Source organism: Ruminococcus sp. FMBCY1 (genome assembly GCF_023921805.1).
GTDB lineage: Bacteria > Bacillota > Clostridia > Oscillospirales > Acutalibacteraceae > Ruminococcoides > Ruminococcoides intestinale_A.
This window is the reverse complement of record NZ_CP074197.1, coordinates 1,134,871-1,152,352: the sequence shown is the minus strand read 5'-3', so window position 1 is coordinate 1,152,352 and position 17,482 is coordinate 1,134,871. Positions and strand designations below refer to the sequence as shown.

The following is a 17,482-nucleotide window of genomic DNA, read 5'->3' as shown; positions in this document are numbered from 1 at the left end:
TTATATCATTATTGTTTTTAAGAAAAAAGAGCAAAAAGATTGAAATATATTGCTATAAATGCTATAATATTTAATTGCCAAATACATTATTAACGCATTTTTGGAAAAAATATTTTTCGGAGGTGCATTAATATGGCACAAAAAGCAAAAGAAAAGAATACCACAGCAAAAAAATCGGGTAAGTCAAGGGTTGATAATACAGTAAAAAATCCGAACGAACAGCCCGAAAAAAAGTCGCTTGAAAAAGACAGTCCCATTGACGAACAGCATACGGATCAGGTAGAAGAAACAGGTTCGGTGCTAACTACGCATAAAGACAGCGTAATTCATTGCCTGACAATTATAGGACAGATTGAGGGACATTACATTCTTCCGCAACAGAATAAAACGACCAAGTATGAGCATGTTATTCCGTTGCTTGTATCTATTGAAGAGGACGAAAGAATAGACGGACTGCTTATTTTAATAAATACGGTCGGCGGAGATGTAGAGGCAGGTCTTGCCATTGCCGAGGTTATTTCGGGAATGAAAAAGCCCACGGTTTCAATTGTGCTCGGCGGAGGACATTCCATAGGCATACCGCTTGCCGTTGCGGCAGACAAGAGTTTTATTGCACCGAGTGCGTCTATGACGGTGCATCCTGTGCGAACTACGGGACTGACGCTCGGCGTTCCGCAGACTTTTGAGTATTTTCAGCGTATGCAGGACAGAATTACAACCTTTGTTGCGGAAAATTCCGATATTTCAAAAGAACGGTACAATGAGCTTGTTCTCAACACGGGCGAACTTGTAATGGACATCGGAACGATTCTTGAGGGGGAAGAGGCTGTCAGTGAAGGCCTTATTGACGAGGTCGGCACGGTTTCGGATGCAATTGACTGCCTGTACACAATGATAAAACGCAATAAGACCCGTAAAAAACGAGGCAGATAATTTTATTTTTTACAGTAACCGCATATAAATAAATGCGGTTATATGGGCGGTCAAAAGTCGCCCTTACATATTTTATGGTTAAAGGAGTACATATTATGTCAATTATTGATGCAATCATTCAGGGCATCGTGCAGGGCTTAACAGAGTTTTTGCCTGTATCGAGCAGCGGACATCTTTCTATTACACAGCATATTTTGGGCGCAACGGAAAATAACCTTTTCTTTAATGTTATGCTCCATGTGGGAACACTTGTAGCGGTAGTTGCTTTTTACCATAAGCTTATATGGAGTCTTATCAAGGAATTTTTCTCACTTGTTAAAGATGTATTTACAGGTAAATTTAAATGGAAAGAGATGAATTACGAAAGAAATCTTATTATGATGCTCATTATAGGACTTCTTCCGCTTTTCCTGTTATTCCTGCCTATTCCGGGCACGGATATGAAAATTAAAGATCTTGCCGATGTTCTTACAGGCGAAAGATACTTGATTGTGGTTTCGATTTCTTTGATGATTACAAGTATTTTGCTTACTGTCGGTATTATCTGCAACAAAAGAACTATCGGTTCAAACGCAGGTTTTAAGCATTTAAAAAATGTAAAGCACAGCGAAAATTCGGCAGGCAAAGAGAGCTTTAATGTTCTTGACGCTGTATGCGTAGGTCTTATGCAGTTTGTTGCTGCAATTTTCCCCGGTATTTCCCGTTCGGGTTCAACTCTTGCAGTCGGTGAGATGAGAGGCATAAACAAGCAGAAAGCGCTTGACTACACATTTGTTCTCGGTGTTCCGTCAATACTTGCGGCAGCTCTTCTTGAGGGTGTTGACGCAATAAAAAGTCCGGAGGGCATATCAATTGACCCTGTGGTAATTATAGTTGGTATGGTAGTTTCTGCAATTGTAGGCTACTTTGCAATTCTTATTTTCAAATGGTTCTTAAAGACCGACAAAATGATAATTTTCGTAGTATATACTGCACTTGTAGGTATAGTATTCCTTGTTATTTCCTGCATTGAAATGAACACAGGAGCAAATGTCTTTACCGGTGCAATGATTCAATAATGCTTTTAGCGGAGGTAGTATAAATTGGCAACCCAGAAAAAGACAACCAAAAAGAAAGCTTCAGGTAAATCAACCTCCTCAAAAGCAAAAAGCACTAAAAAAAGTCAACCGATACCTGAATCACAACCTTTGCTGACACCAAGGATAAGAGCAATTATCCTTGGTGCCTTATCACTGTTTTTTGTAATTTTAATATTTGTTCAGAGCGTAAATTTATGGAGTACGGTTCGTTCCGCACTTTTTGGAGTATTTGGCTTTGCAACATTTCTTGTTCCCGTCTTTCTTATGTATATGGCAATCATTACGGACAAGGAAAAGCAAATACAGCATTTTAAAAGTAAGGTAGCACTCTGCGTACTTATTGTTTTGCTGATAGGAGCATTGATTTATGTTGCAACAGGCACTCCTCATTCGGAAAGAGGTTATCTTGCCTGTGCAGGCGAACTTTATCTCGATATTTTCGAAAGTGAATCTTACTTTACATTCGGCGCCGGTTTTATCGGAGGATTGCTTGGTTATCCTATGGCATCGTTAATCGGAAATGTTCCGACGGTATTGATTTGTATTCTTGTATTGCTTGCCGTTATTTTCGGCATTACAAATCTTTCAATCAATGATATTGCAGAAGCTGCCGCATCAAAGGTTGAGCAAGGTGTTACATATGTAAAGCACAAGAGCGAAGAAAAAGCAAGGGTAAGGCGTGAGTACATTGCCGAGCGTGAGGCGGAAGAGGCACAGCGTGAGATGTTTATTGCAGGCGGAGAGAATGACAAAACCATAGTTTCTCCTCAAAAGAAAAAACGCAGAGGCAAGAGGAGCGGCATTGATATTCCTCTTGATGAAAGCACTCACGATGATAATAAAACAAAGCTTAACAGAAAACTTGAGGTTGACTGCGACTACAAAGCAGATGTTAAAGATGCGTCAAAAGTTGCAGATGAAGTTGAAGAGCCGCAGTTTTATGAAAGTCCCGAAAAGGAAGTGTACGGTGAAGAATACGAAGAAGAAATAATACAGAATGAACATAACGAAAATGAAAATGTTTCTGACGATTTGATGGACATAATCAACAGAGCAAGCAAAAACTTTGATGAAAAGAATCATAAAGCAGAAACAGAACCCGAGCCGGTTCCGTCATACGAAGAGAACAGACATAACGAAGAAAACAGCTTTGAAGAAGAACTTGAAAATGCAAGCTATTCTCCTGTTGAAATCAGAGAAAAAGAAGAAAAGCCCGAGTATCATTTTCCACCTATTCAGCTGTTAAGTCTTTCAGAAAACAATAACGATAAAAATGCTGCGGAAGAAATGCATAACAATGCGAAAAAACTCATTGATACGCTTGACAGTTTTAATGTAAAAGCATCTATAGTAAATATTTGCCGTGGTCCGTCTGTTACAAGATATGAACTTTCACCTGCTCCGGGTGTAAAGATAAGCAAGATTACAAACCTTTCAGACGATATTGCACTTAACCTTGCCGCAAACGGAGTAAGAATCGAAGCTCCTATTCCGGGCAAAGCCGCAGTCGGTATTGAAGTACCGAACAAGGTTGTAAGTATGGTTACTATGCGTGAGTTGATTGACTCCGATGAATTCAGAAGAGGAAAGAGTAAACTTACCTGCGTACTCGGTAAAGATATTTCGGGTGAAATTGTGGTTACCGACCTGTCAAAACTTACTCACTTGCTTATTGCAGGTACAACGGGTTCGGGTAAATCTGTTTGTGTAAACTCAATTCTTATGAGTATCCTTTACAAAGCTACACCCGACGAAGTAAAACTTTTGCTTGTTGACCCCAAAATGGTTGAATTTACAAAGTACAGAAGTATTCCGCATTTGCTTATTCCTGTAGTAACCGACGCTAAGAAAGCGGCGGGTGCGCTTGGATGGGCGGTTTCCGAAATGGAGCAGAGATATAAGATTCTTTCGGAATACTACTGTAAAAATATTGACGCATACAATGAGCTTATAGAAGAAAATCTTAAGTATATGGCAGAAAATCCGCCTGTAGAAAATGAAGACGGCGAGCTTGTTCAGCCTGTACTTGAGAGAAACGGTTTACCCGTACCAAAGGAAAAAATGCCGAGAATTGTAATTGCAATTGATGAGCTTGCCGACCTTATGATGGCAGCTCCGAGTGAGGTGGAAGAGTACATTGCCCGACTTGCTCAAAAAGCAAGAGCCGCAGGTATGCATTTGCTTGTTGCAACGCAACGACCTACGGTAAATGTAATTACAGGTCTTATCAAGGCAAATATTCCAAGCCGTATTGCGCTTAAAGTAAGTTCAAATATTGATTCAAGAACTATCCTTGATTTCAGCGGTGCGGAAAAACTCATAGGCAGAGGCGATATGCTGTTCCTGCCTGTTGGTGCACCAAAGCCTATGCGTGTGCAGGGTTGCTATGCTTCCGATGAGGAAATTGAGGGTGTAACAAATTATATTAAAAAATCTTCTTCCGCTCAATATAATGCGGAGATTGAAGAAAAAATCAAGAGAATTGCCGCAGAAGAAATTACTCAGGGTAAAAAAGGCGATGATAGAGGCGGCGATGATATTGAAATTGACTCAAAAATGGAAGACGCAATTAAATGCGTAATTGAAGCAGGACAGGCATCTACTTCACTTCTTCAGCGCAGACTCAAGGTAGGTTATGCAAGAGCCGGCAGAATGATAGACGATATGGAGCAGATGGGTGTTGTAGGCCCTCATCAGGGTTCAAAACCGAGAGATGTACTTATGACCTATAATGAATGGCTTGAACACCGTAATATTATGGGCAGTGACGATGAATAAATTATATAGGTGATATTATGGCATTTTTACCGATGAATATAAAAGAGGTTAAAGCCCGTGGATGGGACGAAGTTGACTTTGTATATGTAATGGGCGACAGTTATGTTGACCACCCGTCTTTTGGTGCTGCCATAATTACAAGAGTGCTTGAGGACTGTGGCTATAAGGTTGCAGTCCTTTCTCAGCCTGATTGGAAAAATGACGCCGACTTTTTACAGTTTGGTAAACCGAGGCTCGGATTTTTCGTTACGGCAGGCAATATAGACAGTATGGTTGCACATTATACCGTTGCAAAGCGTAAGCGAAGTGATGACGCTTATACGGCAGGCGGTAAAAACGGCAAGCGTCCTGACAGAGCTGTAACTGTTTATTCAAATATAATCCGCAGACTTTATCCCGATTCGGTAATAATTATCGGCGGACTTGAAGCCTCGCTAAGAAGATTTGCTCATTATGATTATTGGAAAAACACCGTAATGCCGTCTGTACTTTTTGACAGTAAAGCAGATATTATTTCTTACGGAATGGGCGAGCTGCAAACTATTGAAATGGCAAAGCGCCTTTCCGAGGGTTACCCTGTTGAGGCATTATATGACATTCGTGGTATTTGCTACGCTGTAAAGACAAGCGATTATGTTCCGAAAACCGTTGTGGAACTGCCGAGTTACGAAAGAGTTTGTGAGAGCAAAAAGGACTATGCAATTGCTGCCAGAAAAGAGCTCGAAGAGGCAGATGCAGTAAGAGGCAAAACTCTTATTCAGCGCCACGGCAACTTTATTTTAATTCAGAATCCGCCTATGCAGCCGCTTGACACAAAACAGCTTGATTATGTGTATTCGTTACCGTATGAAAGATGGTATCCGCAGTGTTACGAAAAACTCGGCGGTGTACCGGGTATTCAGGAGGTACTTTTCTCAATTACGCATAACCGTGGTTGCTTTGGCGCTTGTAATTTCTGTTCGCTTGCGTTTCATCAGGGAAGAGCGGTAACGGTAAGAAGTAAACAGAGCGTTATTGACGAGGCAAAGTCTTTTCTTAACGATAAGAGATTTAAAGGATATATAAGTGATGTGGGCGGCCCTACAGCCAACTTCCGTCTGCCGTCCTGCGAAAAACAGAAAAAGGCGGGACTTTGTAAAAGCAGAAAGTGTCTTGCCCCGACTCCTTGCCCTAATATGCAGGTGTCGCATACGGAGTATCTTGATATTTTGCGAGAATTGAGAAAACTTGACGGCATTAAAAAAGTATTTATTCGCAGCGGTATTCGTTTTGATTATCTTATGGAAGATCAGAGTGACGAATTTTTTGAAGAGCTTGTAAAGTATCATATAAGCGGTCAGTTAAGAGTTGCGCCGGAGCATTGCTCGGCTGCAGTTCTTGACAGAATGGGTAAACCGCACATAGAAACTTATAAAAAGTTTTGCGATAAATTCTATAAACTGACAGGTCGTATGAGTAAAGACCAATACATAGTGCCATACCTTATGAGTTCGCATCCGGGTTCTACTTTGAAAGATGCGGTGGAACTTGCGTTGTTCTGTAAGAGGGAGAATATACATCCAAAGCAGGTGCAGGACTTTTATCCGACTCCGGGTACAATTTCAACCTGTATGTTTTATACAGGCATAGACCCTTATACAATGAAAGAGGTTTATGTACCGAAAACCGAGGAAGAAAAGTCAATGCAAAGAGCGCTTTTGCAATACTTTATTCCCGAAAACAAACAGAAAGTAATTAAAGCACTTATAAAAGCAGGCAGAAAAGATTTGATAGGTTATGATTCAAAATGTCTTGTTCAGCCAATGAGTAATCAAAATAATTATAAGGGAAATAATAAAGGTCAGAAATCTTCTTACAATTCAAATAAAAACAATTCCCGTAACAGAAACGGAAAACAGACAAAAGATAAGTTTGCAAAATACAGAAGAAAAAAGAAATAAATTAACTGTAAATGCAAACCGTCAAAGCCCTGTTCTTATATGTAAGTTTAGGTATTGACCTATTGTAAATTTTGATTTATAATTAACAAATGAAAACAAAATCAGAAAGGATTTTATAATAAAATGGGAGTTTATGAGGAATTAGTAGCCAGAGGTCTTATCGCTCAGGTTACAGATGAAGAAGAAATCAAAGAGCTTGTCAACAATGGTAAAGCTGTATTTTATATCGGTTTTGACCCTACAGCCGACAGCTTACATGTAGGTCACTTTATGGCACTTTGTCTTATGAAACGCTTACAGATGGCAGGCAACAAGCCGATTGCTCTTATCGGCGGTGGTACAGCTATGATCGGTGACCCGTCAGGCAGAACAGATATGCGTCAGATGATGACTACAGAAACTATACAGCACAATGTTGATTGCTTTAAAAAGCAAATGGAGCGTTTTATCGACTTTTCAGACGGTAAGGCACTTATGGTAAACAATGCCGATTGGTTGCTCGACCTCAACTATGTTGATGTTTTGCGTGAAGTCGGTGCTTGTTTCTCTGTAAATAATATGTTAAGAGCAGAGTGCTACAAGCAGAGAATGGAAAAGGGACTAAGTTTCCTTGAGTTTAACTATATGATTATGCAGAGCTACGATTTCTATGCTCTCTATAAGAAGTACGGTTGTAATATGCAGTTCGGCGGTGACGACCAGTGGAGCAATATGCTCGGCGGTACAGAGCTTATCAGAAGAAAACTCGGTAAGGACGCATACGCTATGACTATTAATCTTCTCCTTAATTCCGAGGGTAAGAAGATGGGCAAAACCCAGTCCGGCGCTGTATGGCTTTCAGCCGAAAAGACAAGTCCTTACGATTTTTACCAGTATTGGAGAAATGTAGCCGACGAAGATGTAATCAAGTGCTTAAAGATGCTTACATTTTTACCGCTTGAGCAGATTGATGAGCTTGCTAAACTTGAGGGCAGTAATCTTAACAAGGCTAAGGAGATTCTTGCATATGAGGTAACAAATCTTATTCACGGCAAGGAAGAGGCAGACAAGGCACAGGAGGCTGCAAGAGCATTGTTTGGCAGCGGTGCAAATACAGACAATATGCCTTCTACAGAGCTTACGGACGCTGACTTTACAGATGACGGTATCGCAATTCTTGATCTTCTTACAAAGTGTGCGCTTATTCCGTCAAAGGGTGAGGGCAGACGCCTTATTCAGCAGGGCGGTGTTGCCGTTGATGATGAAAAGGTAACAGATGTATATGCAAATGTTCCTAAGTCTGCTTTTGAAAAAGGCTATGTTGTAATTAAAAAAGGCAAAAAGAAATTCCATAAGGCTGTTTTATAATTCAGTTTATTAACTCAATCAAAAAAATTTTCCCACTATTATTAGTGGGAAAGTGTTTGTCCTGCATTATTCTGTATTTTTGCGGTTATGGCAACTGCTAAAAATATCTTAACAGAGGAGTTTAGGAAATGAAAAAGTTTTTTGGCGAGTTTAAAACCTTTATTATGAGAGGCAATGTGCTTGACCTTGCAGTCGGTGTTATTATCGGTGCTGCTTTTCAGGCAATTGTAACTTCACTTACTTCGGATATCATTTCACCGATTCTCGGTTTGTTCGGCGGAATGAATTTTGACCAGTATGCGCTTACAATAGGCGATGTTTCGATTGGATATGGTAAGTTCTTAACTGCGGTTATTAACTTTATTATAATGGCATTTGTCATTTTCCTTATTGTTAAATTAGTAAATAAGATTATGGCAATCGGCAAAAAGCCTGAAGAACCGGCAGAACCCACAACAAAGATTTGCCCGTTCTGTCAGAGCGAAATTTCAATCAAGGCTACAAAATGCCCACACTGTACAAGCGATATTCCTACAGAAACAGAAACTAAGGAATAACTTTAATACATAACTGTAACTAAAAGCTCCCGATACAAAAATCGGGAGCTTTTGTGTTGATTTATAATTTTTGTTTAGCGGAATAAATTTGAAAAGCAATTATAAAAGTTTGGTCTACCTTTGAAAAGGTCGTGGGTGTGGGCAAAGTCCACAACTATTTTTCCACATTTTTCCGTGATGAGGGATTTGTTTTACGGGTTTTGTCGGAATGATAGAACGCAATTCAAAATAAAAATAAAAAGCTGAAGTCGTTTTTATATCGACTTCAGCTTTCGCTTTATCTGTTATACGGTTTGTAATAAGTATCAAGAATCAGTTTATAAAGCTCGTCTTCGTTTACATAAAACTCGGTATAAACTTCACCTTTTTTCAGCTCACCCGGTACGGAAATCATTGTCATATTCATACCGTTGTGGCTAAGCATATTTTGTGATAAATAGCAAATTTTCGACGGGTTCAGGTTTGTGCATGAGTATGGGGCAGAGGCATTAAACAGGCTTACAGGTGTTGTAATGTCATTTTTAGTCTGTGCAAGAACCGTATTCATAAATGAATCAAGATATACCTGCTGTCGTTGCATACGCTTGCTGTTTGCGTCTATGCTTTCCATATCTCTTGAACGAACAAAAGCTTCTGCATTCTGACCTTCAAGATGGTAGCTTTCGCCCTCTTTAAAATCGCCTATGGTTTCAGGAGAAACAACATCAACTCCGCCTACGGCATCATTAAGAGCTGATATACCGTCAAGGTCAAGCGCAAAGTATGAATTAATCGGAATGTTGTAGAAAAGTCTTTCAACGGCGGTAACCGTATTTGCGCAACTTGACTCCTTGCCGTCGCCGTAAGCGTATGAAAGACAAATCTGTTCTTTTACAGTTTCCACATAATAACCGCTTGCAGAATATACCGCAACATCGGTCATTGTATCTCTTGATATATTAATAAGCTTAGTTTCGCCTGTCGAGGTGTCCATAGCAACAAGTATAAGAACATCGGCTTGACCGTTTTCGCCTTTTATATCGCTTGCACCGTCAAAAGAACTTTTATCGATGCCCATACAAAGAATACTTGTCATATTCTTGTTAAATTCATATGTTTGTCCGTTATACACAACATATTGACCGCCGTTTTGAACAACTACATTTGACGGAGCCGAAATTATATTTGTATTGTCAAGCAATTCTTTAGAGCCGTTGTAAATAAAACATACCAAAAGCCCGCTTACAACAAGAACAAGCGCAAGAATTGTACTGATAATTGTGAGTATTACTCTCTGCCATCTTTTAAAACGCCTTTTCTTGATTTTTTGCTTTTCTCTAATTGCTTTTTTCTGTTCCTTAGAACCCATCGCAGGGTGATTGCTTTTTACAAGTTCGTCGTATTCCAGCAAATATTTTTCGTTGCCTGTACTCAAACTTTTTTTCTTTATTTTATTTGAACTGCCTTTTGCAGGGCGTGAGCTTTGTACCAATAATACATCATCGGCATTTTCTTTGCTTGAATGATGATGGTGATGGTGTTTATGATGACCGTGGCTTTTATACGATTTAACAAACTTATAGTCGTTAATATCATCTCTTATACTACGGTCGGCGTATTGCACATTCCCTTTTTCATCATCACTTGCCGCGCTTTCGCCTGTTTGAGAAGGCTGCTTATTTGAATTGCTGTAAATATTATCGTAATGTTTGGTTTCTTTATCGGCAGTATCCGTATTATTGCTGTTTTCGTTATTATTTTGTGAGTTCATCTTTTATTAACACCCCCTGTAAAAGAAGTCGTCCGTCACCTGAATTAAGGCAGGTGCTTAGCGTGACAATTTTGTCATTGATTGTCAGCTCCGAATTATCTCTTACAACTTTTGTGAATGATCTGGGATTTTGAATATAATCAAGGTATTCCTGAAAAACCTTGTCGTCATCAAAATCAAACGAATTCATTATATGTCGGTCATCATATGAATAAACCGACACTATACGGTAGGTAAGTTTGTGCTGAGGTCTGTAGATGTAAAAATACTCATGGTCATTGAAAAAATCCGTATTTGTAAATTTATATAAATCGGCAAACATACTTCCGTCTGCCATATTGTGACCGTAGAGTACGGTTACCCTGTCATGCATATATATAGAATTACAATACTGTGAATAAATAGAGCCTGAAAAGCTGTAATTTCCGTAAATATCATGATCCAGGTAAAAATTATCGTTTGTGTTACTCCTGCAAACAGGGTAATTTATGTTGGTATCGGGAATATATATCCAAGAATAGATTTCGTCATTTTGAGATTGTAGCGACTCAAAATCTATAGGGTTATCTATAATAGGATTGTCGGCAAGAGTTTCGTCAATTGACGGGGAAGTAACTTCTTCGGCTATGCTCGGAGCCACAGAACTTGCAAGTTTGCTGTAATCGTCCTGCTCTTTGTGTTGAGTATTCATTTGATACATAACATAAATTACGCACAGAATTAACAGAATAATTGTAATAACAAGAATTGTGATAAGAATTTTATTTCGATTTTTTTTCATAATAAATCACATCAAATAATTATAACAAATATTGACAACCGTGTCAATATTTCTGTAAATTTTAACTATAATAAGCATTAAAAAACAGCTTTCGAAAACCGAAAGCTGTTTTTATTAGCAAAATTAGTTTGATTTCTTTGACTTAACAATAGTTACGCTGACAGCAACAGCTATAAGTGATAAGCCGATTATTATATACGGCATTGCGCTTGAAGGACCGGTCTGCGGCGATTTATCAGAAGTATCTGTTGTTACAGCCTGTGTAGGTGACTCACCGTTGATTGTGTAATAAGGAGTTACCGTAATATCACCTGTGATTATAATATCAAGATTTCCATCTGTAAGCGGCTGATCGGTTCTGTAAGGACCGTCAATTACCCAATGGTCAAAAGAATAACCGGACTTTGGCTTTGGAGTAAGGTGAACATTCTGGTTACCGTCCTCATCAATGCCTGTAGTGAACTCATAGTCACCGCTGCCGCCTGTGGTAGGAATAACAACTACTACATAAGTGTATGTACCTGTAGGACTTGGTGCGGCAAATACCGGAATAGACACTGCAAGCATCAGCACAAGAGCCAATGCGAGGGAAACAACTTTTTTCATTGTACTAACCTCCTATTTATATTATCTAATTAAAATATTAAGCAGAATAACCTCTACTTGTATATATTAAGTATTATATCACAATTAAAGTATAAAGTAAAGACAAAAATTCAAATAATTTTCGGCAATTGTGATAATTTATAATTCTTTTAACCATTAAACATAAACAATATTTTTAAAATAAAAAGACCTATTGCAATAGTAGGCAAAAAAATGTATAATAAATTTAAAAGGAAAAATGAAGGGAAATGTATGTATGAATATTTCTGAAATTCAAAATAAAATTCTTGAGTTAAAAAAAGAAAAAGATGTTTGTATTCTTGCCCACAGCTATCAGGCAAGAGAGATTTGCGAAATTGCCGATTTTACAGGCGACAGCTATAAATTGAGTGTAGATGCAAGCAAAGTTACAAATAAAAACATTCTTATGTGCGGTGTTCGTTTTATGGCAGAAACCTGCAAAATTCTTTCACCCGATAAAACGGTTTATCTTGCTCAGCCGAGTGCCGGCTGTCAGATGGCTGACCAGATGGATAAAGAAATGATTTCTTCCGTAAAAGAAATGTATCCCGATTATGCGGTAGTTGCATACATAAATACTACAGCAGATTTAAAAACTATTTGTGATGTTTGTGTAACAAGTTCATCTGCCGTTAAGATTGTAAGCAATATGCCTGAAAAGAATATTCTTTTTATCCCTGACTGCAACCTTGGCGATTATGTAAGCCGTCAGCTTCCGGATAAGAATTTTAAACTTTTGCACGGCGGTTGCCCGATTCACGCTTGCGTTACAGCGGAAGATGTTAAAAAGGCAAAGGCACAGTTCCCGAATGCCGAACTTCTTGTTCATCCGGAGTGCCAGCCTGCTGTTGTTGATCTTGCGGATTATGTAGGCTCGACATCGGGCATTATGAACTACGCAAAGAACAGTGATAAAAAGGAATTTATCATCGGTACCGAAATCAGTATTGCAGAACATTTGCAGTATGATTGTCCCGATAAAAAATTCCATATTCTTACACAAAAGCTCATTTGTCCTAATATGAAAGCTACCACTCTTATGGATGTGTTCAATTGCCTTAAAGGCGAGGGCGGCGAGGAAATTATCCTTGATGAGCAGACTATTACAGACGCAAAGAAATGTATTGACGAGATGATAAGACTTGGCGGTTAAGGAGAATAATATGACCGAAAGGGCATTAATAGCAATGAGCGGAGGAGTTGACAGTTCGGTAGCGGCTTGCTTGATAAAGGAGCAGGGCTATGACGCTACGGGCATTACTCTTAAGCTTTTTGATAACGAGGATATTGGCGAAAAGAAGGAGAAAACCTGCTGTTCGCTTGATGATATTGACGATGCGAGAAATGTTTGCAGAAAAATCGGAATACCTTATTATGTTTACAATTTTAAAGACAGCTTTAAAGAAAATGTAATTGACCGTTTTATTTCTGCATACGAAAACGGCTGTACGCCTAATCCTTGCATTGACTGCAACAGATATATTAAATTTGAAAAGCTTATGCAGAGAGCCGATGAGCTTGACTTTGATTATGTAGTTACAGGTCATTACTCTGTCATTGAGTATGATGAGGGATTGCAAAGATATTTATTGAGAAAGTCCCCCGATGTAACAAAAGACCAAAGTTATGTACTTTACTCGCTTACTCAAAGACAGCTTTCAAGAACCTTGCTTCCGCTTGGAAAACTTACAAAGCACGAAGTAAGAAAAATAGCGGAAAAATATAACCTTATTAATGCTCAAAAACACGACAGTCAGGATATTTGTTTTGTACCTGACGGAGATTACGCAAAGTTCATTGAGCAGTACACGGGCAGAAAGTATGATTTTGGTGACTTTGTTGATGAAAACGGCAATGTTCTCGGTACACATAAGGGCATTATAAGGTATACGATAGGGCAGAGAAAGGGACTTGGTCTTGCTTTGCCTCACCCGATGTATGTCAAGGAAAAGGATATTGCAAACAACAAGGTTATACTTTGCGATAATGACAGACTGTTTTCAAAAGAGCTTTACGCAAAAGATATTAATCTTATTGCTTACGAAAAGCTTGACAAACCTTTGCATATAAAAGCAAGGGTAAGATACAATCAGCCTGAACAGGATGCAACGGTAGAACAGCTTTCAGATAACAAACTGCACATTGTATTTGATAAGCCGCAAAGAGCAATTTCAAAAGGTCAGGCAGTGGTTCTGTATGACGAAGATGTAGTAGTAGGCGGCGGAACAATAGAATAATTTTAATCTGCTTGCTTTAGGTGAGCCGATTTTTATGCAAAAGGCACAGCGAAAATGCTGTGCCTTAATTACTTCATATAAACGAAATATTAATTATAAGTAATTAAAATATCTTCACGGATGATTTTTTCTTTGAGAATTTTGCATCTGTAAGATCTTATAATAAAGTTTCCTTGACCGTCAAACCTGAAAGTAACGGTTTTGGTAAACGGCTTATCGGGTTCGTATTCGGTAATAATAAGACTTGCCTTTGAATTTTTCAGAGTATCAAAAGTTGTCATAAAACCTATGCCGTTGCCGCCGCTTTCTTTGTGAGTGGTAACTCTTTCGGTACCGAGTTTTTGTAAAGTATCGGTTTCAAATTCAATTCCGTTGTCGCTTACGGAAATTTCATATATTCCGTCAACCGAAGAAACAGATGTCAGAATATTTCCGTTCCTTTTGCCTGTGCTTTCAACGGCTATGACAGCGTCTTTTATATGGTCGCAAAGCAGGGTTTCAAGTTCGGTTTGCGAAAGAAAATGATTGATAAGGTAGTTAATATCTGTATTTGCTATCAAATCAAAATTAATTTCGTGAGCAGAGGCTTTTATATACATATTAAGCAGAGCGCCGTCAATAACAGAATTTCCCGTAGATGCAAGCACTTTATTTTCTGCCTGTTCTTTTTGCACGAGTTCGTTTCTTTCTTTTGCAAGAGCAAGAAGTTCAGTGATTATTTTGCTTTCCTTTTGTTTATCGTTACAATTGCAAAGTTCTTCTAAAGAATATTGCAAAGAACTCATAAGGTGGTTGTCACGGTGCACTATTTTTGAAAGAAAGGCATTGGATTTTGTAAGTTCCTCAATATTACTGTCTTTTTCCTCAATAACCGAATTGAAATGTTCGTCTGCTTTTTGCTGCAGCCGACTTTTATAGTACCGTGTTATGTTTGTTCTTATCCAAATTACAGCACCTATACAACAAATTATTAATCCTATAAACATATATACAAATATAGATTTGTAGTCATCGCCGTCTTGTGCAAGCAGAGCTATGATTAAGAAAATAAAACCTGATATTAACAGACCTATGCCAAAGTTATCGGAATTATTGAAAAAGGCAAGACCGTTTTTTAATCTCTTAATTTTCATTATATAGAATGTTGATAATAAATGTATTATGCCTATAAAAATTACCGTAAAAATACTTTTCGGATTCAAGAAATCGTATGTAACTAACGATATATAGTGTGATGCAATTGCAAAAATCAAGGCAATGATAAATCGTACGCAATAGGAAAGTCCCATTGAAACAATGGAGATGGAAATGGTATTTTTTATATTGTTTTTAGTAAACAGTGTGATAGTTACAATAAACAATATACAACTTGCCAAGAATCCCAAACTGTTGTCAAATAAAAGTACAACAGACGAAATTATATTGACGACAAAAAATGCAGTCAAAAGCAAAGCTAACTTTGATTTGCTGCATTTAATGTTTGTTGTTTTAATAAAAATATAGGCTGATGAAAATAAAGTCGGAGCTTTAATAAAAAAATTCATAGCAAAATTATATAAAAGCTCTGTAATGTTTGTCGACATAATATTTAACTCCGTATTACTATAATGATAATATTATATCATACAAGCTAAATAATGTCACTATATTATTTTCCTAAAAGTTGTTTTAAAAATTCATAAATATCATCCCACATACTTCAGTACCTCCTTTACTTTTGTTTTACAAGTAAAGTGTACCTTTTTTGCGGGGAAATTCTGATTTGTTGCTGTAATTGCTTTATTTTTAATATAGTGAGTAAATATCACATAATGTAAAAATAATAATTAGAAATTGTTATTTTATGATGAATTTATAAATTTTTATTGCAAAAAAAATCCCGATGCTAATAAACATCGGGATAAATTTACAGGCTTTTTTTGATTTTGGAAGAATAATAATAGATAAATTCCATAACTGTGGGAACGCCTTTCTGCGGATTTATGTATGTGGTATAGTAGCGTTCAAGACTTTCAATATCGGTGTTTCGCCAAGCGTGGTTTATGGCAGTTTGCATTGCACGCTCAACACTTGCATCGGTTTTTTTATATTTTTTCGCCACAATACTGCAAAGATTGGTTACTCGCTGATTGCAAGTGATTTCAATAGCGTCTGCAAGGTAATTTCTGCCCTTAAGTTTTGGGCTGATTCCTATTAAATCAAGCTCAACAGAGATTTTATTTCTTATAATTTCGCTGTTGCTTATGCGTTCAGCGGCTTTTGCGGCGCTCGGTGAACTGAAATTTGAGGTCAGCGTTGTTTGTACAATTGAACTGAGAAACTCAAGTACCATTTTACAGCTGAAATCATTTTGATTTTTAGTTATTACAAAGTCTGCACCTAAATTTCTTGCTATGGAATGAGTAACATTACTGATATTATTGGTAACTACCAGTATAAAAGGCTTGTTTGGCAATGCAAGTTCAGACAACCCTTTTAAAAATAAAAGACCGTTGCCACTGCCCTGATGTAGTTCCAAGTCGAGAATAACAGCATGAGGACAGTATTCTTTTACCATTTCTACGGCTTTTGAGGAGTTGTTTGTAGTGCCGACAATATAAAAATTTTCAAAACCTTTAATTTCAGATTTATACTCTTCTACAGTATTATTATCATCTTCTACAATAAGTAAGTTAACTTTGTTCACAATATCACCCCATTATTATATTATACTACAAAAACTAACGAAAACCAACATTTTATAATATTTTGTGTAATAAAAAGTAATATTATTTATTATGTTTGAGTTTTATAATTATACTAAGATTATATTATGAAATCAATGAATAATTTGTAGTATTAAAGGTGAGGGTTATGAGCGATAATTTTGGCGATTTCATTAAGGAAAAAAGGGCAAGATGTAACTATTCTCTTAAATATGTGGCAGAAATAATCGGTATTTCTAATGTGTATCAGTCAAGTATTGAAGCAGGCAAAAGACCTGCGCCGTCATATGATGTTTTAATGAAATTGAGAGATGCGCTAAAACTTAATGATGATGAATTCGGTGAAATGCTTGACCTTGCAGCCGAAAGCAAAAATTCAAGAGCGGTTGCTTATGATCTTGCTGATTACATAAACCAAAATGATTTTATACATAAAACACTGCGATTTTCATTGAAAAATAAAATTCCCGAATCGGAGTGGATCAGATTTTTTAATGCAATGAATGAAAAATATCAATAATATTTCGTTATGTAAAACTGTTATAGCTGACTTTTGTCATTTATAGCTGTATAATGTTATCGGTAGATATTTATGCCGCTATTAGTGATTAAAAATTCTCCTTTTATTCACTATTTAAGCTGTACCGTTTCCTGTTTTTACAGAAAATCGGTGCAGCTTTTTATTATTTGCGTTAATTGTATTGCTGGCAGACGGATTTGGGAGTATAATAGTAGCATATTACGAACA

At 37.6% G+C, this 17,482-nt stretch carries 14 protein-coding genes; 9 read left to right on the top strand and 5 right to left on the bottom strand.

What is annotated here, in order from left to right:
• Positions 1-132: 132 nt before the first annotated feature.
• The 6 genes from KGF34_RS05560 to mscL all read left to right on the top strand — a co-directional run bounded on the left by KGF34_RS05560 (position 133) and on the right by mscL (position 8,634).
• Complete coding sequence (locus KGF34_RS05560; protein ID WP_022233909.1) at positions 133-933, top strand: ATP-dependent Clp protease proteolytic subunit; 801 nt, start codon at positions 133-135, stop codon at positions 931-933.
• 95 nt (positions 934-1,028) lie between these two features.
• The gene (locus KGF34_RS05555) at positions 1,029-1,991 is read left to right on the top strand and encodes an undecaprenyl-diphosphate phosphatase (protein WP_195410860.1); all 963 of its coding nucleotides are present in this window, start codon (positions 1,029-1,031) and stop codon (positions 1,989-1,991) included.
• Positions 1,992-2,015: 24 nt separating this feature from the next.
• Complete coding sequence (locus KGF34_RS05550; RefSeq protein ID WP_252560167.1) at positions 2,016-4,790, top strand: DNA translocase FtsK; 2,775 nt, start codon at positions 2,016-2,018, stop codon at positions 4,788-4,790.
• A 17-nt stretch (positions 4,791-4,807) separates the two neighbouring features.
• Positions 4,808-6,730: a YgiQ family radical SAM protein gene (locus tag KGF34_RS05545; RefSeq protein WP_195410859.1), complete on the top strand. Its 1,923-nt coding sequence runs from the start codon at positions 4,808-4,810 to the stop codon at positions 6,728-6,730.
• 123 nt (positions 6,731-6,853) lie between these two features.
• Positions 6,854-8,077, top strand: coding sequence for a tyrosine--tRNA ligase (gene tyrS / locus KGF34_RS05540; RefSeq protein ID WP_022233913.1), 1,224 nt, complete (start codon positions 6,854-6,856; stop codon positions 8,075-8,077).
• A gap of 128 nt (positions 8,078-8,205) precedes the next feature.
• The gene (mscL, locus tag KGF34_RS05535) at positions 8,206-8,634 is read left to right on the top strand and encodes a large conductance mechanosensitive channel protein MscL (RefSeq protein ID WP_252560166.1); all 429 of its coding nucleotides are present in this window, start codon (positions 8,206-8,208) and stop codon (positions 8,632-8,634) included.
• A 277-nt stretch (positions 8,635-8,911) separates the two neighbouring features.
• Here mscL and KGF34_RS05530 read toward each other — a convergent pair whose 3' ends face one another.
• The 3 genes from KGF34_RS05530 to KGF34_RS05520 form a co-directional block, all read right to left on the bottom strand.
• The gene (locus KGF34_RS05530) at positions 8,912-10,384 is read right to left on the bottom strand and encodes an LCP family protein (protein ID WP_252560165.1); all 1,473 of its coding nucleotides are present in this window, start codon (positions 10,382-10,384) and stop codon (positions 8,912-8,914) included.
• A complete protein-coding gene (gene srtB, locus KGF34_RS05525; protein ID WP_195410857.1) occupies positions 10,368-11,165 on the bottom strand; it encodes a class B sortase in 798 nt (265 codons plus the stop codon). The genes KGF34_RS05530 and srtB overlap by 17 nt, the downstream gene beginning before the upstream one ends.
• Before the next feature lie 123 nt (positions 11,166-11,288).
• Positions 11,289-11,771, bottom strand: a complete 483-nt coding sequence (locus KGF34_RS05520) for an LPXTG cell wall anchor domain-containing protein (RefSeq protein WP_252560164.1) — start codon at positions 11,769-11,771, stop codon at positions 11,289-11,291.
• 256 nt (positions 11,772-12,027) lie between these two features.
• On the opposite strand from KGF34_RS05520, the gene nadA reads away from it, so the two are divergent.
• Together nadA and mnmA are read left to right on the top strand one after the other, a co-directional pair.
• Positions 12,028-12,945: a quinolinate synthase NadA gene (gene nadA, locus KGF34_RS05515; RefSeq protein ID WP_022233918.1), complete on the top strand. Its 918-nt coding sequence runs from the start codon at positions 12,028-12,030 to the stop codon at positions 12,943-12,945.
• Positions 12,946-12,955: 10 nt separating this feature from the next.
• Complete coding sequence (gene mnmA, locus KGF34_RS05510; RefSeq protein WP_022233919.1) at positions 12,956-14,029, top strand: tRNA 2-thiouridine(34) synthase MnmA; 1,074 nt, start codon at positions 12,956-12,958, stop codon at positions 14,027-14,029.
• 89 nt (positions 14,030-14,118) lie between these two features.
• Here the strand turns inward: mnmA and KGF34_RS05505 are convergent, their stop codons facing one another.
• Together KGF34_RS05505 and KGF34_RS05500 are read right to left on the bottom strand one after the other, a co-directional pair.
• Positions 14,119-15,162, bottom strand: a complete 1,044-nt coding sequence (locus KGF34_RS05505; protein ID WP_252560163.1) for a hypothetical protein — start codon at positions 15,160-15,162, stop codon at positions 14,119-14,121.
• A gap of 773 nt (positions 15,163-15,935) precedes the next feature.
• Entirely contained in the window at positions 15,936-16,715 is a 780-nt protein-coding gene (locus tag KGF34_RS05500; protein ID WP_252560162.1) for a sporulation initiation factor Spo0A C-terminal domain-containing protein, read from the bottom strand.
• Between the two features lie 167 nt (positions 16,716-16,882).
• Here KGF34_RS05500 and KGF34_RS05495 point away from each other — a divergent pair, with 167 nt between their 5' ends.
• A complete protein-coding gene (locus KGF34_RS05495) occupies positions 16,883-17,254 on the top strand; it encodes a helix-turn-helix transcriptional regulator (RefSeq protein WP_022233922.1) in 372 nt (123 codons plus the stop codon).
• Positions 17,255-17,482: the final 228 nt, after the last annotated feature.